Annotated in this window: 22 protein-coding genes and 1 pseudogene; 18 read left to right on the top strand and 5 right to left on the bottom strand. The window is 71.0% G+C overall.

From position 1 onward, the window contains the following. Positions 1 to 228: 228 nt before the first annotated feature. The 8 genes from IZR01_RS24770 (at position 229) to galE (ending at position 8,041) form a co-directional block, all read left to right on the top strand. Complete coding sequence (locus tag IZR01_RS24770) at positions 229 to 1,089, top strand: fumarylacetoacetate hydrolase family protein (RefSeq protein WP_194895381.1); 861 nt, start codon at positions 229 to 231, stop codon at positions 1,087 to 1,089. Then, the gene (locus tag IZR01_RS24765) at positions 1,086 to 2,399 is read left to right on the top strand and encodes an enolase C-terminal domain-like protein (protein WP_194895380.1); all 1,314 of its coding nucleotides are present in this window, start codon (positions 1,086 to 1,088) and stop codon (positions 2,397 to 2,399) included. The genes IZR01_RS24770 and IZR01_RS24765 overlap by 4 nt, the downstream gene beginning before the upstream one ends. Before the next feature lie 10 nt (positions 2,400 to 2,409). Then, positions 2,410 to 3,168, top strand: a complete 759-nt coding sequence (locus IZR01_RS24760; RefSeq protein ID WP_194895379.1) for an SDR family NAD(P)-dependent oxidoreductase — start codon at positions 2,410 to 2,412, stop codon at positions 3,166 to 3,168. Positions 3,169 to 3,246: 78 nt separating this feature from the next. Next, positions 3,247 to 4,182: an aldo/keto reductase gene (locus IZR01_RS24755; protein WP_194925246.1), complete on the top strand. Its 936-nt coding sequence runs from the start codon at positions 3,247 to 3,249 to the stop codon at positions 4,180 to 4,182. Position 4,183: 1 nt separating this feature from the next. After that, on the top strand, positions 4,184 to 4,867 hold the full coding sequence (locus IZR01_RS24750; protein ID WP_194895377.1) for a (Fe-S)-binding protein: 684 nt from the start codon (positions 4,184 to 4,186) through the stop codon (positions 4,865 to 4,867). Further along, on the top strand, positions 4,864 to 6,321 hold the full coding sequence (locus tag IZR01_RS24745; RefSeq protein WP_194895376.1) for a lactate utilization protein B: 1,458 nt from the start codon (positions 4,864 to 4,866) through the stop codon (positions 6,319 to 6,321). Before IZR01_RS24750 ends, IZR01_RS24745 begins: the two co-directional genes overlap by 4 nt. After that, positions 6,318 to 6,986: a LutC/YkgG family protein gene (locus IZR01_RS24740; RefSeq protein WP_194925245.1), complete on the top strand. Its 669-nt coding sequence runs from the start codon at positions 6,318 to 6,320 to the stop codon at positions 6,984 to 6,986. The genes IZR01_RS24745 and IZR01_RS24740 overlap by 4 nt, the downstream gene beginning before the upstream one ends. Positions 6,987 to 7,069: 83 nt before the next feature. Beyond that, on the top strand, positions 7,070 to 8,041 hold the full coding sequence (gene galE / locus IZR01_RS24735; RefSeq protein WP_194925244.1) for a UDP-glucose 4-epimerase GalE: 972 nt from the start codon (positions 7,070 to 7,072) through the stop codon (positions 8,039 to 8,041). Positions 8,042 to 8,166: 125 nt separating this feature from the next. Here galE and IZR01_RS24730 read toward each other — a convergent pair whose 3' ends face one another. After that, complete coding sequence (locus IZR01_RS24730; protein WP_194895373.1) at positions 8,167 to 8,370, bottom strand: cold-shock protein; 204 nt, start codon at positions 8,368 to 8,370, stop codon at positions 8,167 to 8,169. 369 nt (positions 8,371 to 8,739) lie between these two features. Between IZR01_RS24730 and IZR01_RS24725 the strand changes: the two genes are divergently transcribed. Both IZR01_RS24725 and IZR01_RS24720 read left to right on the top strand, forming a co-directional pair. Then, complete coding sequence (locus IZR01_RS24725) at positions 8,740 to 10,152, top strand: NAD-dependent malic enzyme (protein WP_194925243.1); 1,413 nt, start codon at positions 8,740 to 8,742, stop codon at positions 10,150 to 10,152. Positions 10,153 to 10,250: 98 nt separating this feature from the next. Continuing rightward, the gene (locus IZR01_RS24720; protein ID WP_194895371.1) at positions 10,251 to 10,730 is read left to right on the top strand and encodes a nitroreductase/quinone reductase family protein; all 480 of its coding nucleotides are present in this window, start codon (positions 10,251 to 10,253) and stop codon (positions 10,728 to 10,730) included. A gap of 305 nt (positions 10,731 to 11,035) precedes the next feature. Here the strand turns inward: IZR01_RS24720 and murA are convergent, their stop codons facing one another. Next, positions 11,036 to 12,409 carry a UDP-N-acetylglucosamine 1-carboxyvinyltransferase gene (gene murA / locus IZR01_RS24715; RefSeq protein WP_228554852.1) on the bottom strand — a complete coding sequence of 458 codons (1,374 nt, stop codon included), beginning with the start codon at positions 12,407 to 12,409 and terminating at the stop codon, positions 11,036 to 11,038. Positions 12,410 to 12,734: 325 nt separating this feature from the next. Between murA and IZR01_RS24710 the strand changes: the two genes are divergently transcribed. Further along, positions 12,735 to 13,352 (top strand): YqgE/AlgH family protein, encoded by a 618-nt coding sequence (locus IZR01_RS24710; RefSeq protein ID WP_194895370.1) that lies wholly within the window; start codon positions 12,735 to 12,737, stop codon positions 13,350 to 13,352. 133 nt (positions 13,353 to 13,485) lie between these two features. Here IZR01_RS24710 and IZR01_RS24705 read toward each other — a convergent pair whose 3' ends face one another. Beyond that, a complete protein-coding gene (locus IZR01_RS24705; RefSeq protein ID WP_194925242.1) occupies positions 13,486 to 14,307 on the bottom strand; it encodes a hypothetical protein in 822 nt (273 codons plus the stop codon). 173 nt (positions 14,308 to 14,480) lie between these two features. On the opposite strand from IZR01_RS24705, the gene IZR01_RS53440 reads away from it, so the two are divergent. The 6 genes from IZR01_RS53440 (at position 14,481) to IZR01_RS24675 (ending at position 22,906) form a co-directional block, all read left to right on the top strand. Beyond that, entirely contained in the window at positions 14,481 to 16,148 is a 1,668-nt protein-coding gene (locus IZR01_RS53440; protein WP_323747087.1) for an RICIN domain-containing protein, read from the top strand. A gap of 84 nt (positions 16,149 to 16,232) precedes the next feature. Then, complete coding sequence (locus tag IZR01_RS24695; RefSeq protein ID WP_194895368.1) at positions 16,233 to 16,535, top strand: DUF3039 domain-containing protein; 303 nt, start codon at positions 16,233 to 16,235, stop codon at positions 16,533 to 16,535. An 8-nt stretch (positions 16,536 to 16,543) separates the two neighbouring features. After that, entirely contained in the window at positions 16,544 to 18,100 is a 1,557-nt protein-coding gene (locus IZR01_RS24690) for an FAD binding domain-containing protein (RefSeq protein WP_194925241.1), read from the top strand. Between the two features lie 87 nt (positions 18,101 to 18,187). Then, the gene (locus IZR01_RS24685; protein WP_212009794.1) at positions 18,188 to 18,754 is read left to right on the top strand and encodes a (2Fe-2S)-binding protein; all 567 of its coding nucleotides are present in this window, start codon (positions 18,188 to 18,190) and stop codon (positions 18,752 to 18,754) included. After that, the gene (locus IZR01_RS24680) at positions 18,751 to 21,036 is read left to right on the top strand and encodes a xanthine dehydrogenase family protein molybdopterin-binding subunit (RefSeq protein ID WP_194895366.1); all 2,286 of its coding nucleotides are present in this window, start codon (positions 18,751 to 18,753) and stop codon (positions 21,034 to 21,036) included. The genes IZR01_RS24685 and IZR01_RS24680 overlap by 4 nt, the downstream gene beginning before the upstream one ends. Positions 21,037 to 21,106: 70 nt before the next feature. Further along, the gene (locus IZR01_RS24675) at positions 21,107 to 22,906 is read left to right on the top strand and encodes a DEAD/DEAH box helicase (protein ID WP_194925240.1); all 1,800 of its coding nucleotides are present in this window, start codon (positions 21,107 to 21,109) and stop codon (positions 22,904 to 22,906) included. A 79-nt stretch (positions 22,907 to 22,985) separates the two neighbouring features. Here the strand turns inward: IZR01_RS24675 and IZR01_RS24670 are convergent, their stop codons facing one another. Continuing rightward, positions 22,986 to 23,531, bottom strand: coding sequence for a P-loop nucleotide/nucleoside kinase family protein (locus IZR01_RS24670; RefSeq protein WP_194925239.1), 546 nt, complete (start codon positions 23,529 to 23,531; stop codon positions 22,986 to 22,988). A gap of 90 nt (positions 23,532 to 23,621) precedes the next feature. Here IZR01_RS24670 and IZR01_RS24665 point away from each other — a divergent pair, with 90 nt between their 5' ends. Beyond that, on the top strand, positions 23,622 to 23,759 hold the full coding sequence (locus IZR01_RS24665) for an aromatic-ring hydroxylase C-terminal domain-containing protein (protein ID WP_194895363.1): 138 nt from the start codon (positions 23,622 to 23,624) through the stop codon (positions 23,757 to 23,759). On the opposite strand, the pseudogene IZR01_RS24660 reads toward IZR01_RS24665, so the two are convergent. Then, positions 23,737 to 24,118, bottom strand: a pseudogene (locus IZR01_RS24660) (hypothetical protein); the annotation flags it as partial. The gene IZR01_RS24665 and the pseudogene IZR01_RS24660 sit on opposite strands and share 23 nt — an antisense overlap.

Below are 24,118 nucleotides of genomic sequence, written 5' to 3'. Positions count from 1 at the left end.
CGCTGGTGAGGGTGTGCGGGGGAGGGTGGGTGTGGTCTGTGTCACGTGCCATTCATTCATCCGATGTATAGCCCCGCTTGCGAGGTCTGTAAAGCCCATGGAACTCAATCGTTACGGGGCTTTACGAGATCCACTTCCGGAATCGGCAGGCCGACCCCGGTCCCGGGGAATGAGAACGATCTTGAATCTCTTGACGATAGATCCGATGTTTGCTTAGAGTCCCGGAACGTGAGACTTCTCCGCCTGGGCGAGCCCGGCCGCGAGCGCCCCGTGCTGCTCGCCTCCGACGGCCGCCACTTCGATCTGACCGGCGTCATCAGCGACGTGGACCGCGCGTTCTGGACGGATCGGGGTCCGGAGAGAATCCGGGCCGCCGCCGACGCCGGGACCCTGCCCGAGATCCCCGCCGAGGAGATCGCCGGGCTGCGCGTCGGCGCGGCCGTGGCCCGGCCGGGCAAGGTGGTGTGCATCGGGCTGAACTACCGCGACCATGCCGAGGAGACCGGAGCGGAGCTGCCGCCGCGGCCGGTGGTGTTCATGAAGGACCCTTACACGGTCGTCGGCCCGAACGACGACATCCTCATCCCGCGGGCTTCGGTGAAGACCGACTGGGAGGTGGAGCTGGCCGTCGTCATCGGCGAGCGGGCCCGCTACCTGGACTCGCACCAGGCCGCGCTCGGCGTCATCGGCGGCTTCGCGATCAGCAACGACGTCTCCGAGCGCGAGTTCCAGCTGGAACGCTCCGGGCAGTGGGACCTCGGCAAGTCCTGTGAGACCTTCAACCCGCTGGGTCCGTGGCTGGTCACCGCCGAGGAGGCCGGCGACTTCCAGAAGCTGGGGCTGCGGCTGTCGGTCAACGGCGAGCAGCGGCAGAACGGCAACACCGAGAACATGATCTTCGGGGTGGCCGAGGTGATCCACTACCTGTCGCAGCACATGGTGCTGGAGCCGGGCGACGTCATCAACACCGGGACCCCGGCCGGCGTGGCGCTCGGCATGGCCGACCACCCGTACCTGCGGGCCGGCGACGTGGTGGAGCTGGAGATCGACGGGCTGGGATCACAGCGTTCGAATCTGGTCCAGGCATGAGCCGGATCGTCGCTCTGGAGACGTTCGACGTCCGTTTCCCGACCTCGCGCGAGCTGGACGGCTCGGACGCGATGAATCCGGACCCTGATTACTCGGCGGCGTATCTCATCCTGCGCACCGACGCCGGGGACGGCCTGTCCGGGCACGGGTTCACCTTCACCATCGGCCGCGGCAACGACGTGCAGGTCGCGGCGATCGAGGCGCTGCGCGACCACGTCCTGGGCCTGGACGTCGAGCAGGTCTGCGCCGACCCGGGCATCGTCAGCCGCGCGCTGATCGGCGACAGCCAGCTGCGGTGGCTGGGGCCGGAGAAGGGCGTCATGCACATGGCGATCGGCGCGGTCGTCAACGCGGTGTGGGACCTGGCGGCCAAGCGCGCCGGGGTGCCGCTGTGGAAACTGCTGGCCGACGCCGATCCGCAATGGCTGGTCTCGCAGGTCGACTTCCGCTACCTCACCGACGCGCTGACCCCCGAAGAAGCGCTGGAGCTGTTGCGGCGCGGCAAGAACGGCGCGCAGGGGCGCGAGGCGCGGCTGCGGGCCGAGGGGTATCCGGGATACACCACCTCGCCGGGCTGGCTCGGCTACTCCGACGAGAAGCTGACCCGGCTGGCGCACGAGGCGGTCCAGGCCGGCTTCGGCCAGATCAAGCTGAAGGTCGGCGCCGACCTGGCCGACGACGTGCGCCGGGCCCGGGCCGCGCGGGCCGCGGTGGGACCGGACGTGCGGCTGGCGATCGACGCCAACCAGCGCTGGAACGTGCACGAGGCGATCGAGTGGGTCAAGGCGCTGGCCGAGTTCGACGTGTACTGGGTCGAGGAGCCGACCTCGCCGGACGACGTGCTCGGGCACGCCGCGATCCGGGCCGCGGTGGCGCCGGTGAAGGTGGCGACCGGGGAGCACGTGCAGAACCGGATCGTGTTCAAGCAGCTGCTCCAGGCCGAGGCGATCGACTTCGTGCAGCTGGACGCGGCGCGGGTCGGCGGGGTCAACGAGAACCTGGCGATCCTGTTGCTGGCGGCCAAGTTCGGCGTGCCGGTGTGCCCGCACGCCGGCGGGGTCGGGCTGTGCGAGCTGGTGCAGCACCTGTCGATGTTCGACTTCGTGGCGCTGTCCGGCACCCGCGCCGACCGGGTCATCGAGTACGTCGACCACCTGCACGAGCACTTCCTGACGCCCACGGTGATCAAGGGCGGCGCGTATCAGGCCCCGTCGGCACCGGGCTTCTCAGCCGAGATGTTCCCGGCCACCCTGGAAGCGTATTCGTTCCCTGACGGCACATTCTGGCGTGCGGACCGAGGAGAGGTGTGAGGTGCAGGAGATGCGGGACTTCGAAGGACTGAAGGCGGTCGTCACCGGCGGCGGCTCGGGCATCGGCGCGGCCACCGCCCGGCTGCTGGCCAACCGCGGCGCCGCGGTGGCGGTCCTGGACCTGGACCCGGCCGCCGCCGTCAGCGCCGGCCTGCACGGTTTCAAGGCGGACGTCTGCGACGACGCCTCGGTCCGTGCCGCCGTGGCCTCGGCCCTGGACGTCCTCGGCGGCCTGGACGTACTGGTCAACAACGCCGGCATCGGCGCCGCGGGCACGGTCGAGGACAACCCCGACGAGCAGTGGATGAAGGTCTACGACGTCAACGTGGTCGGCATGGTCCGAGTGACCCGCGCGGCCCTGCCGGCCCTGCGCGCGTCCCAGCACGCTGCGATCGTGAACACCTGCTCGATCGCCGCCACCGCCGGCCTGCCCCAGCGCGCCCTCTACTCGGCGACCAAGGGCGCGGTGCTGTCCCTGACCCTGGCGATGGCCGCGGACCACGTCCGCGAGGGCATCCGGGTGAACTGCGTCAACCCCGGCACCGCCGACACCCCCTGGGTCGGCCGTCTCCTGGACGCCGCCGAGGACCCGGCGGCCGAGCGCGCGGCGCTGGAGGCGCGCCAGCCGATGGGCCGGCTGGTGTCGGCCGACGAGGTCGCCGCGGCGATCGCGTATCTGGCCTCGCCGACGGCGGGTTCGGTCACCGGGACGGCACTCGCCGTGGACGGTGGAATGGCCGGGTTGCGGCTGCGGCCCGTGGGACAGTAGCCGCATGTCCGAGAGCAACAAGGTGTGTCCTCGTGGGGACGTGAACCCCCACCGGCGCGACGCGGCGGACGGTGCGCGGTGAGCGCTGATCGCACCATCGGCCGCGGCGTGGAGCTGACCGAGTTGTCGTTCGGGGCCGCGGCGCTGGGCAACTTGTTCACCGAGGTGGGCGACGACGAGGCGCGCGCCGCGGTGGACGCCGCGTGGGACTCCGGCATCCGCGCGTTCGACACCGCGCCGCACTATGGCCTCGGCTTGTCGGAGCGGCGGCTCGGGGCGGCGTTGCGGGAACGGCCGCGCGATGAGTTCGTCTTGTCCACCAAGGTCGGCCGGATTCTGGAGCCGGTGGCGGATCCGGTCGGTGCCGATGCCGAGGGGTTCGCGGTGCCGGCCGCGTTCCGGCGGGTGTGGGACTTCTCCGGGGACGGCGTGCGCCGGTCGATCGAGGCCAGCCTGGAACGGCTCGGCCTGGATCGCATCGACACGGTCCTGATCCACGATCCCGATCTGCATGCGGAGCAGGCGATAAGCGAGGCCTTCCCGGCCTTGGCGAAGCTGCGCTCCGAGGGCGTGATCGGTGCCGTCGGCGTCGGGATGAACCAGACCGAGGTGCCGCTGCGGTTCGTGCGCGAGACGAACATCGACGTCGTGTTGCTCGCCGGCCGCTATACGCTGCTCGAACGCTCCGGTGCGGAGCTGTTGGACGAGGCGGCGGTGCGAGGTGTGGGCATTGTGATCGGCGGGGTGTTCAACTCCGGGCTGTTGGTCGACCCGAAGCCGGGCTCGACCTACAACTATCTGGCCGCGCCGCCGGAGATCCTGAACGAGGCGCTGCGGCTCAAGGACGTCTGCGAGCGGCACGGCGTCCCGCTGCGCGCCGCGGCCCTCCAGTACCCGCAGCGTCAGCCGGCGGTGAAGTCGGTGCTGATCGGCGCGCGGTCGCCGGAGGAGGTGCGGGACTGCGTCGAGATGGCGCGGCTGCCGATTCCCGAGGCGCTGTGGGCAGAGGTCTGAGATGCGTATCGCGCTGTTCATCGCCTGCTACAACGACATGCTCTTCCCGGATACCGGCAAGGCGGTCACCGCCGTGCTGGAGCGGCTGGGTCACACCGTCGAGTTCCCGATGGCCCAGACCTGCTGCGGTCAGATGCACTACAACACCGGGTACCGGCGCGAGGCCGACTCGTTGGTCGGGGCGTTCAACGACGCTTTCCGCGGGTACGACGCGGTCGTCACGCCCTCCGGCTCCTGCGGCGGCCACGTCCGGCACCACCACAAGACCGAGACCGCGCCGAACGTGTACGAGTTCTCGGAATTCCTGGTGGACGTCCTGGAAGTGACCGACGTCGGCGCCTACTATCCGCACCGTGTCACCTATCACCCGACCTGCCACAGCCTGCGCATGCTGCGGGTCGGCGACAAACCGTTGCGGTTGCTGCGTGCAGTCGAGGGCATCGATCTGGTCGAGCTGCCGGAGGCCGAGTCGTGCTGCGGCTTCGGCGGCACGTTCGCGATGAAGAACTCTGAGACCTCGGTGGCCATGTTGCAGGACAAGATGGGCAACGTCCGGGAGACCGGCGCGCAGACGCTGTGCGCGTCCGACAACTCCTGCCTGATGCACATCGGCGGCGGACTCGGACGGGTCAAGTCCGGAGTCAGGACCCTGCATCTGGCCGAGATCCTGGCGGCGACGAAATGAGCGGCGAGGAGGTCAACGTCGTCTGGCTCGGGTCGCCGACCTTCCCCAAGGCCGCGCACACCGCGCTTCAGGACACCCAGCTGCGCCGCAACCTGAAGCACGCGACGACGACGATCCGCGACAAGCGGCTGCGCGCCGTCGCCGAGCTCGACGACTGGGAGACGCTGCGGCTGGCCGGCTCGCAGATCAAGGACCGCGTGATGCGGCACCTGGAGGAGTACCTGCTCCAGCTGGAGGCGTCGGTCACCGCGGCCGGCGGTGTCGTGCACTGGGCCCAGGACGCGCGCCAGGCCAACCGGATCGTCACCGAGCTGGTGCGGGCCAAGGGCGCGACCGAGGTCGTCAAGATCAAGTCGATGGCCACCCAGGAGATCGGGCTCAACGAGGCGCTCCAGGACGAGGGTATCGAGGCCACTGAGACCGACCTGGCCGAGCTGATCGTGCAGCTGAACGACGACCGGCCCTCGCACATCCTGGTCCCGGCCATCCACCGCAACCGCACCGAGATCCGCGACATCTTCCGGCGGGAGATGGGCAAGCACGGCATCCCGGCGCCGGACGGCCTCACCGACGAGCCGCGGGTGCTGGCCGAGGCGGCGCGCGTGCACCTGCGGGAGAAGTTCCTGCGCGCGACGGTGGCGGTCTCCGGGGCCAACTTCGCGTGCGCGGACACCGGGACCGTCGGGGTCGTGGAGTCCGAGGGCAACGGCCGGATGTGTCTGACGCTGCCCGAGACGCTGATCACGGTGATGGGGATCGAGAAGGTCCTGCCCTCGTTCGCCGACCTGGAAGTGTTCCTGCAACTGCTGCCGAGATCGTCGACGGCAGAACGGATGAACCCTTATACGTCGCTGTGGACCGGCGTCACGCCCGGCGACGGGCCGCGGGAGTTCCACCTGATCCTGCTCGACAACGGCCGCACGAAGACGCTCGCCGACACCGCGGGACGCTCGGCTCTGCACTGCATCCGTTGCTCGGCCTGCCTGAACGTGTGCCCGGTCTACGAGCGGACCGGTGGCCGGTCCTACGGATCGGTGTATCCGGGCCCGATCGGCGCGGTGCTGACGCCGCAGCTGGTCGGGGTCGGGACATCGGAGCACGCTGATTCACTGCCGTTCGCCTCGACCTTGTGCGGAGCCTGCTACGACGCCTGCCCGGTGCGCATCGACATCCCGGAGATGCTGGTGCACCTGCGGGCGAAGGTCGTGGACTCGCACCGGGGCGGCCTGCCGAAGCCGGAGGCGTTGGCGATGAAGGGCGCGCAGGTGGTGTTCGGCTCGCCGCGCCGGCTGGCGCTGGCCGAGCGGCTGGGCGCGGTGGCGGGCCGGATCGTGGGGCTCGGCGGCGGGAAGTGGCTGCCGGGGCCGGCGAAGAAGTGGACGGGAGCGCGGGACGTGCCGGTGCCGGCGCGGGAGTCGTTCCGGACGTGGTGGCGGAAGGCGGGACGAGGATGAGTGCGCCGACACCGGCCGACTCGGCCGAGGCCAAAGCGGCGATCCTCGGCCGGATCCGGTCCGCGCTGCGCGATGTGCCCCGCGACGAGCGCCCCGAGGAGGTCGAGGTCACCCGCGAGTACGTCGACAGCCACGTGAGCGGCGATGCCGGCGCCGTCGTCGACCTGTTCGTGGAACGCGTCGAGGACTACCGCGCCACGGTCACCCGGGTCACCGAGGCCGACGCCCCGGCCGAGATCGCCCGGATCCTTGCCGACAAAGGGATCCAGAGCCTGGTCGTACCTCCAGCCTTCCCAGAGGGATTACTGGCCGGGTATCAGGGCTCTCGCTTGTCCGACGACCCGCCGCTGACCCCCGCCGAGCTGGACGCGTCCGACGCGGTGATCACCTTGGCCGCCCAGGGGATCGCGCTGACCGGCACCATCGTCCTGGACGCCGGACCCGGGCAGGGCCGCCGGGCGTTGTCGCTGGTCCCGGACCTGCACCTGTGTGTGGTCCGGGCCTGGCAGGTGGCCCCCGACGTGCCGCCGGCCATCCGGGCGCTGATCCCGGACCGGCCGACCACCTTCATCTCCGGACCCTCGGCGACCTCGGACATCGAGCTGGACCGGGTCGAGGGCGTGCACGGGCCGCGGACGCTGGCTGTCGTGTTGATTTCTGATTGAATGTGTTTAACTCTGGGAGCTTTTCTGAGGAAACTCCGCTAGGCTGAGCCCGTTCCAGTCGGTCCTAGCGGAGGTCTCGAATCATGCGGTTGCTGGTCATTGGGGGCGCGGGGTACGTCGGTTCGGTCACGTCCGCGGTGCTGGTCGAGGCCGGGCACGAGGTGACGGTGGTCGACGACCTGTCCACCGGGCACCGGGACGCGGTCCCGGCCGGGGCGGCGTTCCGGCACGCGGACGTGCTGGACCAGCGCCAGCTCGGCGACGTGCTACGTGACGTCACCGCGGCGGGTCCGATCGAGGCGATCCTGCACTTCGCGGCGCGCTCGCTGGTCGGGGAGTCGGTGGCCGAGCCGGCCCGCTACTTCCGGCACAACATCACCACCACCGCGAACCTGCTGGAAGCGATGCGGGACAACGGGATCGGCACGATCGTCTTCTCCTCGACCGCCGCCTGCTACGGCGAGCCGGCGGTCACGCCGATCACCGAGGACATGCCCACGGTGCCGACCAACCCCTACGGCGCCTCGAAGCTGGCCGCCGACCAGATGCTGACCTTCGCCGCCCCGGCTTACGGCATCGCAGCGGTCTCACTGCGCTACTTCAACGTCGCCGGCGCCTACGGTCCGCAGGGCGAGCGGCACGAGGTGGAGACCCATCTGATCCCGCGGCTGCTGGACGTGGCGGCCGGCAAGGCGCCGCAGGCCTCGGTGTTCGGCACCGACTACCCGACCCCGGACGGGACCGCGATCCGCGACTACATCCACGTGCGGGACCTGGCCGAGGCGCACCTGCTGGCGCTGGGCGCGGCCAAGAAGGGCGAGCACCTGATCTGCAACCTGGGCACCGGCACCGGGTTCTCGGTCTACGAGGTGTTGGAGGCGGTGCGCAAGGCGACCGGCGCCCCGGTCCCGGCGGTGGAGAAGCCGCGGCGCCCGGGCGACCCGGCGCGGCTGGTGGCCTCCGCCGAGCGCGCGCGGACCGTGCTGGGCTGGAACCCGGAGCGGACCGAGCTGACCGAGTCGGTCGCCGACGCCTGGGCCTTCTATCGCCGTTAGTCGCCCATATCAGCCCTTAGGCGATTTCCAGGGCTGATATCCGTAGGCGTTGTTCTCGGACATCGAAAAGCCGCATTCGGAAGAGTACTTCCGAATGCGGCTCGCGTTATATCCGAGAGGTTTCCTCAGACCGGGCGGACGTTCTCCGCCTGGGCGCCCTTCGGCCCCTGAGTAACCTCGAACTCGACGCGCTGGTTCTCCTCCAGCGAGCGGTAGCCGCTCGACTGGATGGCGGAGAAGTGCACGAACACGTCCGGGCCGCCCTCATCCTGGGCGATGAAGCCGAAGCCCTTCTCGGAGTTGAACCACTTGACTGTCCCCTGAGCCATCCTGCTCTCATTTCATACTTGAAGTGCTGTTGTCGGCCACTGGCCCCAGACGAGAATGGCCCGGCGGAATTAGTTCCGCTGGGCCTTTAACACCGCGAACTTTTACGACCTTGGCTGCGAGTGTACGCGATCATTCCGGCCCCGGCGAGAGCGGAGATCATGCGAGGAGATCACGCTTCAGCCACGACTCGATCACGTCGCGGGCCGCTCCGGCCGGCCCACCTGTCTCCCACCACCACCCGTTAAGAAGGCGCTACGCGTCGCAGTACTGACGCCCCACCACGGGCAGTCCCATCTCTGCATCGGGCCGGGCCGCCGGGAGTCTAGGCTTGACACAAGAAAAACCGGCAGTCCAAAGGAGAACCGCCCGTGTCCGCCTCGCCCAGCGTGTCCTATTCGATCACCGTCCGTCTGGAGGCACCCTCCTACGGCAACGCGGTGAGCGGGATCACCAGAGCGGTGGAGGACGCCGGCGGCGTCGTGACCGGCTTGGACGTCTCCGGCTCCGGGCGGGACCGGCTGCGGGTCGACGTCACGATCGCGGCCAGCAGCGAGGAGCACTCCCGGGCGATCACCGAGGAACTGGGCAAGATCGAGGGGGTCGAGGTCGGCAAGGTCTCCGACCGGACCTTCCTGATGCACCTCGGCGGCAAGATCGAGATGAGCTCCAAGGTCGCGCTGCGCAACCGCGACGAGCTGTCCATGGCCTACACCCCCGGCGTCGCGCGGGTGTCGCTGGCCCTGGCCGAGAACCCCGGCGACGCCCGGCGCCTGACCATCAAGCGCAACACCGTGGCCGTGGTCACCGACGGCTCGGCGGTGCTCGGGCTGGGCAACATCGGGCCGATCGCGGCGCTGCCGGTGATGGAGGGCAAGGCGGCGCTGTTCAAGCAGTTCGCCGGGGTGGACGCGTGGCCGCTGTGCCTGGACACGCAGGACACCGAGGAGATCATCATGGTGGTCAAGGCGATCGCCCCGGGCTTCGCCGGGATCAACCTGGAGGACATCAGCGCGCCCCGCTGCTTCGAGATCGAGCGCCGGCTGCGCGAGGAGTTGGACATCCCGGTCTTCCACGACGACCAGCACGGCACCGCGATCGTGGTGCTGGCCGCGCTGACCAACGCGCTGAAGGTGGTCGGCAAGAAGCTCCAGGACGTGCGGATCGTCGGCTCCGGGGCCGGCGCGGCCGGCACCGCGATCCTCAAACTGCTGATCGCCGCCGGCGCCACCGACATCACGGTCGCCGACTACCACGGCGTCGTGCACGTCGGCCGCGCCGACGTGAACGGCGGCGACGGCGACGGCGAGTTGCGCTGGGTCGCCGACCACACCAACCCCGGCAACCTCACCGGCACCCTGAAGGAGGCGCTGGCCGGGGCCGACGTCTTCATCGGGGTCTCCGCGCCGCGCATCCTCACCGGCGACGACATCGCGACCATGGCCCCCGGCGCGATCGTCTTCGCCCTGGCCAACCCCGAGCCCGAGGTGGACCCGGACGACGCGCTGGCGCACGCGGCCGTGGTGGCCACCGGCCGCAGCGACTACCCGAACCAGATCAACAACGTACTGGCCTTCCCCGGCGTCTTCCGCGGCCTGATCGACGCGCAGTCCAACGACGTCACCCCCGAGGTGCTGGTCGCCGCGGCCCGGGCGATCGCCTCGGCGGTGCCGGACAGCGACCTGAACCCCAGCTACATCGTGCCGAGCGTGTTCCACAAGGACCTGGCCAAGACCGTGGCCGAGGCCGTGGTCGCGGCGGTGAAGGGCGAGCACGGCGAGTAGGGCGAAGCAGGTGCCGGGCGCGCGCCACGCCGGCCGGTTCGGACCCGGCCGGCGCCGAACCGTGGTCGGGGCGCGGATGCCGGAGTAGCGTCCGCACCATGGGTACCGAGACGAAAGCGGCGGGGCAGGCCCGGAAGCTGCCGGTACAAGGCCTGGTGAATGCTCTCACCCGCACCGCCCTGAGCACGCCGGGAGTGGCCAAGGGGATCGGCCGCAGGCTGATCCTGCTGTACGTCTTCGGCCGCAAGAGCGGCAAGCGGTACGCCATCCCGATCGCCTACATGGAGCACGACGGGAAGGTGCTGATCGGCACGCAGTTCGCCTGGGTCCGCAACCTGCGCACCGGCGACCCGATCCAGGTCCGGTACAAGGGACGCCTGCGCTCAGCCGAGGTCGAGGTGGTGACGGACCCCGACCGCGTCGCCGACCTCTACACACTGATGTGCCGGGACAACCACGCCTTCGCGAAGTTCCACACCATCGGCTTCGACGCCGCCGGGGACCCGGATCCGGACGCGGTGCGCGAGGCGGTGCGGCTCGGGGCCCGGGTGATCCTGCTGACGCCGCAGGTGGGGTAGGGGCGTCGGTCGACGCGCCTATGCGACACCCTTTTGTCGCACACCAGTCACATGGCTACTGTGAGTGTGCATACTGTCGGCCTCCGTGACCCATTCGGAACTGAGCTGGCCGGGTTCGTCACCTACGACCGCCTGACGACCGCGGCGCGCGACGCCGGTGCTCGCGCCGCGCGACTGACCGCACGGACGGCCACTGGAGAACCGTTGCGTCCGCCGGGGCCGGTGAGGCGATGAGCGCGGGCAGCTTCAGATGCCGCCCGCCGCGGTGATCGCGCCGGCCCCGCCGATCGGCCCGGGCCCGGGTGTTATGCCGCCGGGATGCCGAGTTCCACGTCCGCGCCCAGCGCCGAGAGCTTCGCCTCGAAGTCCTCGTAGCCGCGGCGGATCAGGCTGATGCCGTGCACCGTGGACGTGCCCTGGGCGGCGAGCGCGGCGATCAGGTAGCTGAAGCCGGCGCGCAGGTCGGGGATGGTCAGTTCGGCGCCGTGCAGTTTGGTCGGGCCGGAGATGACCGCCGAGTGCATGAAGTTGCGCTGGCCGAAGCGGCACGCGCTGCCACCGAGGCATTCCCGGTACAGCTGGATCTGGGCGCCCATCCGGTTCAGCGCGTCGGTGAAGCCCAGACGCTGCTCGTAGACCGTCTCGTGGATGATCGACAGGCCGTGGGCCTGGGTCAGGGCCACCACCAGCGGCTGCTGCCAGTCGGTGGACAGGCCCGGGTAGACGTCGGTCTCCAGGGCCAGGGCGCGCATCTGGCCGCCGGAGTGCCAGAACCGGATCGAGGGCTCGCCGGGGGTGTCGTCGACCTCGAAGTCTCCCCCTATGCGCCGGAAGACGTTGAGGAACGTCATCATCTCGCCCTGGGCGGCGCCGATCACCCGGATGTCGCCGCCGGTGGCCAGGGCCGCGCAGGCCCAGGAGGCGGTCTCCAGCCGGTCCGGGATGGCGCGGTGGGTGAAACCGCCGAGCTGGTCCACGCCGATGATCCGGATCACCCGGCCGTTGTGCACCGAGATGATGGCGCCCATCTTCTGAAGCACCGCGATCAGGTCCACGATCTCCGGCTCGGTGGCGGCGTTGGAGAGCTCTGTCACGCCCTCGGCCAGCACCGCGGTCAACAGCACCTGCTCGGTGGCGCCGACGCTGGGGTAGGGCAGCCGGATCTGGGTGCCGTGCAGGCGTTCGGGCGCCGAGATCAGCAGGCCCTCGGGGCGCTTCTCGACCACCGCGCCGAAGGCCCGCAGGGCGTCCAGGTGGAAGTCGATCGGCCGGTCGCCGATCTTGCAGCCGCCCAGGTCCGGGATGAAGGCCCGGCCCAGCCGGTGCAGCAGCGGGCCGCAGAACAGGACCGGGATCCGGCTGGTGCCGGCGTGCGCCTCGACCGCGGTGTCGCTGGCCTGCTCGACCGAGGCCGGGTCCAGGATCAGGGTGTCGCTCGGTTCCCCGTCGGGCCCGGGGGCACCGCGGGTGACCGAGACGCCGTGCGCTTCCAACAGGCCGGTGACGATCCGGACGTCGGAGATCTGCGGCACGTTGTGCAGCACCGAGGTCCCGTGTCCGAGCAGCGCGGCCACCATCGCTTTGGGAACCAGGTTTTTCGCCCCTCGGACCCGGACCTCTCCGGACAGGGCGGTACCGCCGTGCACTGTCAGGACGTCGGAAGCGGTGCTCAGCTCCATGGTTCTCCACTGGGTGTGTGCTGCGGACCGTTCCGCCGGGGCTGCGGAACGGGGCGGAACGGGGCGAGGCGGCGGCCGATCCAGGGTACTCGAACACCGGGCGCATGCGGTCGAAGCTCGCGAAGATCACAGTTCGTGCGGGAGGTGTCGGCGGGGGCGGACCCGGTGCGGGGCAACAGGACGTACTGGTTCGAACGCTGAGTGTCGCCGATCCGCGGCCGACACGGGCGCGGAAGGTCAACGGAGCGTCAAGAGGCGGTCGCGGACGCGCGGGCCTTGGGGCAAAAGGCGCCAGCGGGGGTCCGGGTGCGGGATCATGTGTGCCATGACGGACGCAGGGCGCGACGCGGGGGAGCAGGACGGCGGCAGAGTGCCGCTGGAACGGCTGACCGGCAAACTGCTGGTCGCCACGACGGTCCTGGTCGACCCCAACTTCGACCGCACGGTGGTGCTGGTCGTCGACCACGACGACGACGGCACCCTGGGCGTCGTCCTCAACCGGCCCGGCAGCCTGGACGTCGAGGACGTGCTGGAGACCTGGGCACCGCTGGCGGCCGAGCCCCCGACGGTGTTCCTGGGCGGGCCGGTCGCGCTGGACTCGGCGCTGGGCATCGCCTGTGTGCGGCCCGAGGCGGCGGTGCCCGGCGAGGAGCCGCTGGGCTGGCGCCAGTTCTCCGGCCGGCTGGGCCTGGTCGACCTGGACGCTCCGCCGGAGGTGCTGGCCCCGGATCTGACCGCGCTGCGGATCTTCGCCGGGTACGCCGGCTGGGGCCCCGGGCAGCTGGCCGGGGAACTGGCGCAGCGAGCCTGGTACGTGGTCGAGCCGGAGCTGGCCGACGTGTTCACCACCGAGCCGGAGGAGCTGTGGCGCAAAGTGCTGCGGCGCCAGGGCGGGCCGATCGCGATGGTGGCGAACTGGACCGAGGACCCTGATCTCAATTGACCGAGGACCCTGATCTCAATTAGCTGAGATGAAACCCGCTCCAGAGCCCGGCACCGCGGTCGGTCCGCGGCGCCGGGTCCTTGAGTGTGTGCGGGAACTCGCGTGCGCTGGCGCCCTCCGCTGCCGCCGCGCGCTACTGCGAGGAGCTGAGCCCGGAGGTGATGGCCTTCATGCTCGGGATCTCCGACCCGACCGCGCCGGTCTTGAGCAGGATGCCGTAGAGCACCACCGCCAGCCCCAGCACCAGCGCCGCCTGCGCGAACGAGCGCGACCGCAGCTTGTTCTTCTGCGCCGTCCACAGTCCCAGCACCAAGAGCGCCAGCAGCACCGCGACCAGGCCCAGGATGATGTGCGCCCAGGACTGGTAGGAGACCCAGTCCCGCTGCACGCCGAACGGGTCCTGCTTGGTGCGCGGCACGTTGTTCTTGAAGTCCGACCAGGTCCGGGCCGCGTCGTGGGCCTGGACCAGCGGGTTGACCAGCAGGTACGCGCCGGCCGCCAGGGCCGCCACGACCAGCGCCAGGACCGCGGCGGCGTCGATGCCGGGCAGGAAGGTGGCCGCGACGCCGGTGTTCGGGGCGTTCGGGTCCACCGGCTCGGCGAACCCGGCCTCTTCGTCGGTCGGCTCGACCCACGGGTCGTCGGTCAAGGCGCCGGTCGCCGGGTTCTGCGTCACCGGTGACTCGGTGCCGGGCTGGGGGCTGCGGGGCAGGGCGGTGGCGCCGGATTCGCCCGGCTCGGCGGCGGACTTCGCGGCCGAGACCGCCTCCGACTTCGCCGCCTCGGCCTGGGCCGCCCCAGACTTCGCCGCCTCAGACTTCCCGGCCTCAGCGGCCGACTGGGCCGACGGCGTCTGAGGCGGTGTCGGCTGCGCGGGCGTCGAGGGCTGGCCGATCGGACCGCCAGGGGGCTGGCCGGCGTTCGGGTCCGGCGGGGTATTCGGGTTCTCGGTCACAGTATCAGTCCATTCATAGCGGTTCGCTCCATTGTGACCGCTTGGTAGCCCGCAATCGGGGGCGGCGCGCGGCGCCGGAACCTGCCCCTTGTTTGCTACCCGCAGGTAAGTCATATTTGAGGAATCGTCATGTTCCACCTCCGAAGCACCTCCCCACCTGCTAGGAGCACTTTGTGAACAGACCCCTCATCGCACTGCTCGCGGCCACGGCGCTCACCGGCGCACTCGTGTCCGCATGGAGCGGTACCGCCCAGGCCACGGCGCCACCGGCCGCCGCCGCGGCGAACCCCGCGACCACCCCCGCGGCCACCCACACCGGCGCGGCGGCCATCGTCGCGATGGGCGACAGCGCCATCTCCGGCGAGGGCGCCGGAACCGACACCAGCGACGGCTACGTCGCCGGCACCGACGGGCCCAGCGACTACTGCCACCGCAGCACCAAGTCCGAGATCTTCGACACCGGCCTGTCCGGGCTCACCCCCTTCGACATCGCCTGCTCCGGCGCGCAGACCGGCGACATCACCTCGCTGCCGCAGTACTCCGCGGTCACCGGCAGCGGCGGCGGCGACTACGGCGAGGCGAAGCAGGACACGCAGTTGGCCACGATCGCCGGGTCGAACGACGTGAAGATGGTCGTGATGACCATCGGCGCCAACGACGACTTCGACTTCACCGGGATCATGGAGGCCTGCCTCAACCAGTACTTCCCGATCCCGCAGTCCACCGGCTGCCGGGACACCATCGGCACCGCCGAGATCCAGCGGCGCGCGGCGGCCGTGCAGCCGAAGGTGATCGCGGCGATCCAGGACGTCCGGCAGACGATGCGCAACGCCGGGTACGCGGACTCGGACTACCAGCTTCTCTTCCAGTCCTACTTCACGCCGATCACCCCGGACCTGCGCTCGGGCATCGACAACTACGCCGGCAAGGTCGCCAACGGCTGCCCGGCCTTCACCGAGGACCTGGCCTGGGGCCACAACCTGGTGGTCCCGCTGTTCTCCGACGCGCTGCGGCACGCCGCCGAGCAGGTGCCCGGCGTGCGCTACCTGGACCAGCGGCGGGTCAGCTACGGGCACGAGGTCTGCGCGGAGATGACCACCTCGCCGTACGAGTACACCAACGGCGACGTCATCGACACCTCGGAGATGACCCGCAACGGCTGCGACCAGAAGGTCCTGTTCGGCGGCCTGATCTGCATGGACGAGATCCGGCAGTCCTACCACCTGCGGGTGGCCGGATACGAGGGCGAGGGCGCGTGCCTGGGCGACTTCTACGGATCGGCGAACCCTGAGTCGTACTGCACCCTGGACCAGCAGGACGGCACCACGATCCGGCCGCTGACCCCCGGCCAGCCCTGGATGGACCAGGTCGACGACGGCGGCTGGTTCCAGCTGACCAGCAAGGCCACCGGAAAGGTCTGGGACTTCTCCGGCGGCGGCACCGACAGCGACTCGACCAACGGCCGGCCGCTGATCACCTACTCCACAACCGGCGGCCTGAACCAGTCCTTCGTCACCGAGATCAAGTCCGACGGCTCCTACGAGGTCGACTACAGCGGCAACCGCGATATGTGCCTGGACGCGACCGGCGGGACGGCCGCGGCCGGAGTGAAGCTGGAACAGTGGGCCTGCACCGGCAACGCCAACCAGCACTGGTTCTTCAAGCCCGAGGGCGGCGGCTACTACGCGGTGGCCTCGGCGCAGAACCAGAACCTGGTCGCCACGATCGGCGGCTCGACCGACGGCTCCGGCAACCCGGAGATCGAGTTGCAGCCCTACACCGGAGCCGCGGACCAGCTCTGGCAGCTCAACGAGTTGGGAATCGTCTACCTGCACGGCTAGCCCGTGACCTGCAGGTAACGATCCAGTGCCGCGTCGCCCCGCGGGCGCTGCTCAGCGGTGGCGGCGCGGCATAGACTCAAGAGCATGAGCACGCCGACTTTCGAACCGGATACGGACACCGGCGGCTCGACGATCGTCGAGGAACGCGTCGAGTCCGACTACCGCTACGAGCCCGGTGACGAGGAGCGCTTCGCGCACTACGCCGAGCGCGACAAGATCATGGAGGCGTCCGTGTTCGGCACGCCGCTGGTGGCGCTGTGCGGGAAGGTATGGGTGCCCTCGCGGGACCCGAGCCGGTTCCCCGTGTGCCCGGAGTGCAAGGAGATCTTCGAGGGCCTGGAGCCCGGCGGTGGTGGCGGCGACGACGGCGACGGCGGGTCGAACTGACCGGGATCATGGGGCCGGACGGTTTCGGGCCGTCCGGCGGCGACGGGGGATTCGGCGGCGGTGCCGGCGCGGCCGGGCCGGCCGGTGGTCACGCGGTCCCGGTGCGGTCCGGCGGGAGCCCGGACGGCGCGCTGGTCTTCGGGGGCGAGGGCGAGCGGCCTGGGTTCGAGCTGGGCACTTTCGAGGATGACGGCGGCGAGGACGAGATAGCCGAGCGGTCGGGTTCGGCCGCGGCCGGGGCAGCTGGGCGGCCGGGCGCGAATCGCGCAGGCAATGGCTCGGCTGCCGCGAACGCGCCGATGGCCATGGCCGCTGCCGACAGCGGGTCCGATGCGGCGGGAGCGAGCTGGTTCGCTGGCTCGGGTACAGCGGGCGTTCCCGGCGTTTCCGCTCCGGGCACTCCAGGCGGCTCGGGCACAGCGGCCGAAACCACTCCAGCCCCTCCGGCCGACGCGGGCCCACCCGGCGCGGCAAGCGGCCCAGCCCCGAACCCGGCAGCAGACCAGCCGCCCATCGGCCCCGGCCTGGCCGGCTCCGCCGTCACCGCCGCCCGCTCCCTGTTCGGCCCGCAAACCGTGGTCGAAGCCGTCCAGGTCCTGGCCGAGCACCCGGACGCCGTGATCATCGCCGGCGGCACCGTGGCCATGCCGGACATCACCGCCGGCCGCCGCCACCCCGGCACCGTCCTGACCCTGCACCGCTGCGCCGAGCTGCGCGGCTGGTCCACCGGCTCCGGCGAGGTGCTGCTGCACGCCGGCCTGACGCTGGCCGAGATGCAGCAGCGCGACCTGCGCCAGCAGGTGCCCGCGCTGAACCAGGCCGTGCGCACGGTCGGCGCCCCGCACATCCGCGCGGTCGCCACCCTCGGCGGCAACCTGGTCGTCGGCCCGGCCTCGGCCGACCTGCCGGTGGTGCTCGCCGCGCTCGGCGCCTCGGTGCTGGTGGCCTCCGCCGACGGCGTGCGGACCGTGACCGTGTCCGACTTCTATGACCGCGACGGCGTGCCCCAGATCGCGCCCGGCGAGCTGGTCGTCGGCGCCCGGGTGCCGGTCGTGGAGGGCATGCAGGGCTTCATGAAGATCGGCGTCCGCGGCGGCATCTCCCGGGCGATCCTGTCGATCATGCTGGCCGTCGACCCGGCCCGGCGCAGCGCGACCTGCGTGGTCGGCGCGATGGCGCTGGCCGGGCTGCCCTCCGGCACCGGCCGCGGCGGGCTGCCGACCCTGCTGCGCGCCGACCACGCCGACCGCTGGCTGGCCGAGCAGGTGGACTGGGACGCCGCCGCGATCGCCGACCCGACCGTCTATGAGACCTTCGGCCGCCTGGTCGCCGACTCCCTCGTCTACGGTGACGGGAGCGGCACCCTCGGCGGGGGCGGCGACCCGTATCGTCGCAAGGCCGTGGAGATCTGTGCCCGCCGCGCCCTGCTGCGCGCCCTGCCGCCGCTGGGCTGGCTGGACCAGGTCCGCGAGTTGCAGAAGCGAGCGGACTTCCAGCGCGCCAAGCAGCGGGTCGAGCGCGCCGAAGTCGAGCGGGCTGAACAGGCACGGAACCAGGACCAGTAGCCAGCAGTTGGACAGCAGTAGAGACAACAGCAGAAGAGACAACAGTAGAAACGTGTCGGGCAAGGGGGAAGGACCAGTGAGCCACAGGTGAGCGAGTCGGCGGTCGAATGGCCGGCCGTCGGCCTGACGCTGCGCGTCGACGGGCACGAATATCCGGTGCCGCAGGTGTGGATCGGCGACTCGCTGCTGGCGGTGTTGCGCGAGCGCCTGGACCTCGACGAGCCGCGCGACGGCTGCTCGATCGGGGAATGCGGGTCCTGTCTGGTGACCCTGGACGGCCGCCCGGCGGCGGCCTGTCTGGTGCCCGCGGTCGCCGCGGCGGACCGGGACGTGCGCACGCCCCAGGACGCGGCCTTCGAGGCCGCGCGCGAGGCGGTCGTGGCGGCCAACGCGAGCCCCTGCGGGTTCTGCGCCCCCGCGCTCACCGTCGCCATCACCGATCTGTTGCGCCGCAACGCCGATCCCGGCCCGGCGGCCATCCGCGAGGCACTGGCCGGGCTGGTCTGCCGGTGCGCCGAATCGGGACGCTGGATCGAGGCCGTGGCCCGGGCGAAGGAGGCCGGCGTCGGCGACGGCGGCACCAGGGGCCCGGCGGGCGGGGACTCCGGCGAGATGGCCGTGCTGGTGATCGAGGCGGGGGAAACAGAGTCGTGACCGAGCCCAAGTTCCCCGCCGACCTGCGGGCCGAGGGCATGCTGTGGATGGGTGTACGCCGCTCCCCGCACGCCAGCGCGGCGATCCGCGGCCTGGACATGCGGGCGGCGCGCGCCGTCCCGGGCGTGCACGCCGTCCTGTCCGCCGCCGACCTGCCCGGCTACAACTTCCACGGCCCGCGCTCCATCGACCAGCCGGTGCTGGCCGCCGACGTGGCCCGCTACATCGGCGAGCCGGTGGCCGTGGTCGCCGCCGAGCACCCGGCGCTGGCCCGCCGCGCCGCCGAGCGGGTGCGGGTGATCTGGGACCCGCTGCGGCCGCTGCACGACCCGGATCAGGCCTCGACCGCGCCCCCGATCCACCCCGACGGCAACGTCCTGCACACCACCACCTTGGCCTTCGGCGCCGATCCGGCGACGCTGGCCGATCCGGCCAGCGCCGAGTCGGCCGGGCGCAAGGTGGTCCGGGGCGAGTACGTCTTCGACGGCCTCGACGCCCGCCCCGCGGCCCCGGCCGTGGTGATCGCGGTGCCGAACGGTGAGCGCGGGATCGAGATCTACGTGGCCACCGTCTCCCCGCGCGGCGACCGCGAGGTGGTCGCGCAGTGCCTGGGCCTGCCGGTGGAGAAGGTGCACGTCATCCCGACCCGGGTCGGCGGCGCCGACACCCACCGCGAGGACGTCGGGCTCCAGGTCCAGGCCGCGCTGCTGGCGCTGGCCACCGGCCGGCCGGTGAAGGCGGTGGTGCCGCGCGACGCCCCGGCGCACCCGGGCCGCCCCGCGGCCTCGCTGCGCTACCGGCACGTGGTGGGCGAGGACGGCGCCCTGGTCGCGGTCGAGGCGGACATCCTGCTCGACGGCGGCGCCTACGCCTCCACCACGATCGACATCCTGGAGGAGGCCTGCCGGCTGGCGGTCGGCCCCTACCGGGTGCCGAATGTCCGGGTCACCGGCCGGGTGGTGCGCACGAACAACCCGCCGGCCGGCCGGGTGCGCGGCGGTGGCGGAGCCCTGACCTGCGCGGCGTACGAGGCCCAGATGGACGCCGCGGGCTCGGCGGTCGGGCTGGGCGGGCTGGAGGTCCGGCTCCGCAACCTGCTGCGACCCGGCGATCTGATGCCGGACGCGAGCGATCCGCTGGGCAAGCCGGCCGCCGCTCCGGTGCCGATCCCGGACTGTCTGCACGAGATCCTGGACACCCCGATGCCGAGTTTCCCGCCGGGACCGGATATCCGCGAATACCCCGGAACCGTTGGCCGGACTGGGGAACTGACCCGGATCCGGCGTGGCGTCGGCGTGGCGTTGGGCATGGCCGACCTGTCGAACCCGACGCAGTTGGGGGAGTACGCGACCGCCGTCGTGCTGGTCTCGATGACCCCGGACGGCCCGGCCGCCACCGTCGCCTGCTCGGCCGTGGAGACCGGCTCGGGCCTGCACGATCTGATCCGCACCACGGTCGAGCGCACCCTCGGCGTCCCGCCGGAGCGGGTCGCCGTCCGGGCGCCGGAGGACCCCGGCTCGCTGCCCTCCTCCACGGCCGTCACGCACCCGGCGTGGGTGCACGGCAGCGCGGTCGAGGCGGCCGCGAAACAGGTCCGTGCCAAGCTCTTCCGCCCGCTGGCCGAGCAGATCGGCATCGACGGCGGGCTGCTGAAGGTCATCGACGGCTACCTGGTGTCCCACGACGACGTCTTCCACCTCCCGCTGGACGACGCCTACCGGCAGTGCCTGCCCCCGGGCCGCGTGGTGCGCGGCGACGGCGAGTTCCGGATGCTGGCCATGCCCGCCCTCACCGGCACCTCCGACTCCGCCAGCGTCGCGGTCGGCGCGGTGCGCGCGGTCGTGGACGTGGACACCGAACTCGGGCTGGTGAACGTGGTCCAGGTGGCGATCGCCCAGGACGCGGGCCGGGTCGCGGTCCGGGACCGGGCCGTGCACCGCGTCGCCTCCGGAGCGGTGGCCGGCGTCGGCTTCGTCCTGTCCGAGGGCTCGGATCTGCCCTTCGGCTGGGGCGAGCCCTCGACGATGGACGCCCCCGAGGTCGTGGTCGCCGCGTTGCTGGAGACCGCCGAGGACGCCAAGGAGGAGATCGGCCCGGACGGCCTGCCGGTCGCCGCGCCCCCGCTGGGCGGCATGAAGCCGGTCGGCGACCTGTCGGTGATGGCCACCCCGGCCGCCGTCCTGGCCGCGATCCGGGACGCCGTCGGCGATCCGCAGGGCGGTTCACCGCTTCGACTGCCGTTGCGCCCCGATCGGGCGTGGTGGGTCCTGGAGTTGAGGTAATCTCGGGGGTCGGTCCTTACGGACCCGTCGATCAACAGCATGGCAAGCGGGTGGAACAAGAGGAGGAACCGTGAGCATCTCGGCGGCCTCCCATCTGTCCCCGTCCTACCCGGACCGGGCCGCACGCGGCACCGCCGGGAGGCTGCGGGCCTGGCAGCAGGCGGCGCTGGACGAGTACATGGAGCACGAGCCGCGGGACTTCCTGGCGGTCGCCACCCCCGGCGCCGGCAAGACCACCTTCGCGCTGCGGATCGCCACGGACCTGCTGGACCGGCACGTGGTGAACACCATCACGATCGTGGCGCCGACCGAGCACCTGAAGACGCAGTGGGCTGAGGCGGCACACCGGGTCGGGATAAGGATCGACCCCAACTACAGCGGCGTGACCGGCGGTACTTCGCGGGACTACCAGGGCATCGCGGTGACCTACGCCGGCGTGGCCGCGCACCCGATGCTGCACCGGAACCGCGTCGAGGGTCGCAGGACCCTGGTGATCCTGGACGAGATCCACCACGCCGGCGACTCCAAGTCCTGGGGCGAGGCGACCTACGAGGCCTTCGAGCCGGCGACGAAGCGGCTGGCGCTGACCGGCACGCCGTTCCGCTCGGACACGAACCCGATCCCGTTCGTCACGTACGCGCCGGACAACGAGGGTATCCGCCGCAGTATCGCGGACTACTCATACGGCTACGGCTCCGCGCTGGCTGACGGCGTGGTCCGGCCAGTCGTCTTCATGTCCTACGCCGGCCGCATGCGCTGGCGCACCAAGGCCGGCGACGAGATCGCCATGCAGCTCAACGAACCGATGACGCAGGACGCTGTCAAACAGGCCTGGCGCACCGCGCTGGACCCGGCCGGCGACTGGATGCCGCAGGTGCTGCGTGCGGCGGACCGCCGGCTGCGCGAGGTGCGGCGCGGCATCCCGGACGCCGGCGGGCTGGTCATCGCCACCGACCAGGGCGCGGCCCGGGCCTACGCGGACATGCTCAAGGACATCACCGGACAGCGGCCGACGGTCGTGGTCTCGGACGACCCCTCGGCATCGGCGAACATCACGGAGTTCTCCGAGAACGACGACCGCTGGATGGTCGCGGTCCGCATGGTGTCGGAGGGCGTGGACGTCCCGCGCCTGGCGGTCGGCGTCTACGCGACGGCCATCTCCACACCGCTGTTCTTCGCGCAGGCGGTCGGCCGCTTCGTCCGTGCCCGCCGCCACGGCGAGACCGCCTCGGTCTTCGTCCCCTCGATTCCGACGCTCCTGGAGTTCGCGAACGAGATGGAGAAGCACCGAGACCACGCCCTCGACAAGCCGACCGAGGCCACCACCACCGAGGACGTGTGGGGCGAGGAGGAGGCACTACTCGCGGAGGCCAACCGCACAGAGAAGGAACAGGGCTACGAAGAGGAGCTCTTCACCTTCCAGGCCCTCAATTCCGAGGCCGAGTTCGACCGCGTCCTCTACGACGGCGCCGAGTTCGGCCTCCCCGCCGACCCCGGCTCACGCGAGGAGGCGGACTACCTGGGACTCCCCGGCCTGCTGGACCCGGAGCACATCAAGGTACTGCTGGCCAAACGCCAGCAGATGCACCTGAGCAGCGCCCGCAAGAAAGCACTGCTGCGCTCGCAGGCCGAGGCGATCGTCGGCGCCGAGGAACGCCCGGTGATGACGCGCAAGCAGCTGCTGGAGCTCCGCAAGGAGCTCCAAGGCCTGGTCGGCGCGTGGCACCACAAAACAGGCAAGCCGCATGGGACGATCCACGGCGAGCTGCGACGGACGTGCGGGGGACCGGCGGTCGCGCAGGCCACGGCCACGCAGTTGCAGAAGCGGATCGATATGGTGCGGCGCTGGGCTGCTGAGGGCGGGCAGTAGGTCGTCGCTGGGTCGGCGACTGAGAACCGCCGGCATCCCTGCCCCCTGCCCCAAGATGTCGGTTGGCACTGAGACCGGGCTAGACCGTGCCGCGCGTAGGCCCTCGTCCAGCAGCGTCCGAAATCACCGTTGTTATTTCGGCGGGAGTCAGCGTGGTCGTGTCGACGATCCGGCCTTTGCGCCTGAGCCAGGGAAGGGCCTGCTCGTAGTCCTGCACGTGGTCGATGCGCCAGCGGCGTACCTTCGGGGAATCGATGACGGTGTCTGTCTCGATGCGCCGGACGAGCGTCTCCCGGTCGGCGTCCAGCACGAAGTGCCGTACTGGGATACCCGCTTTCTCCAGGCCGGACGAGATCTCGTCCCAGTACTGCTCCACCAACACGGTTTGCGGGACCACGAGAGTGCCGCCGACGTAGCCGAGAATCTGGGCAGCCGTCTCCACCACCAAGTGGCGCCAAGGCGGCCACTCCTGGAAATTCCGTACCGGAACGGACTTGAGCACGGGTTGCAACAGATAGCCGACCTCCTCGGCGTCGAAGATCCGCGCACCGGGCACAGCCTCCGCGAGCAACGCCGAGACGGTGGTCTTCCCGACTCCGAAAGTCCCGTTCACCCAGATAATCATGAGCGCGAGCCTAGTGGTGTCGATGCTGCCATCGCGGCTCCATCGCGGCTCAGCGCCGGTCACGCCTGCCGCGAAGCACTTGCGAATCTAGTGCGGCATTACGGCATCGCGGCATCCGGCGCGAGCCTGGTCCGTCCCGACGGCGTGATCGCCTGGCGCATCGCCGAAGTGTCCGACGACCCGGCGACGGTCCTGCTCCAAGCACTCACCACAGTTCTGGCTCGCTGAGGTCTGCCCGAACTCCGGCCAGGCCCGCGATCTTCGCCACCTCGCCGAAGTCGGCCTCCGTATTGAGCGCACGCACGATCTTCGCAGTCAGCGGCTCCCCGCCGAACACCGCATCCAGCCCCCGCCGAGGGAACTGGCGAGTTGCCGAGGTGTCGAGTTGCCAATCGCCAGTCGGCAGCGCTGCCGAACCGCCAAGCCACCGAACCCCAAGCCGCCGAGCCACGAAGCCGTCGGGCTGCCAAGCCGCCAAGCTGTCGCGCCGCCGAGCCGTCGTGCCGCCAAGCCGCCAAGCCACCAAGCCACCAAACCGCCAAGCCACCAAACCGCCAAGCTGCCTCTTATACACAACTGACGCTTCC

Origin of the sequence: Catenulispora pinisilvae (assembly GCF_015356865.1) — a bacterium.
GTDB lineage: Bacteria > Actinomycetota > Actinomycetes > Streptomycetales > Catenulisporaceae > Catenulispora > Catenulispora pinisilvae.
The sequence above is the reverse complement of the archived record's forward strand: the minus strand, read 5'-3'. Positions and strand labels throughout refer to the sequence as shown.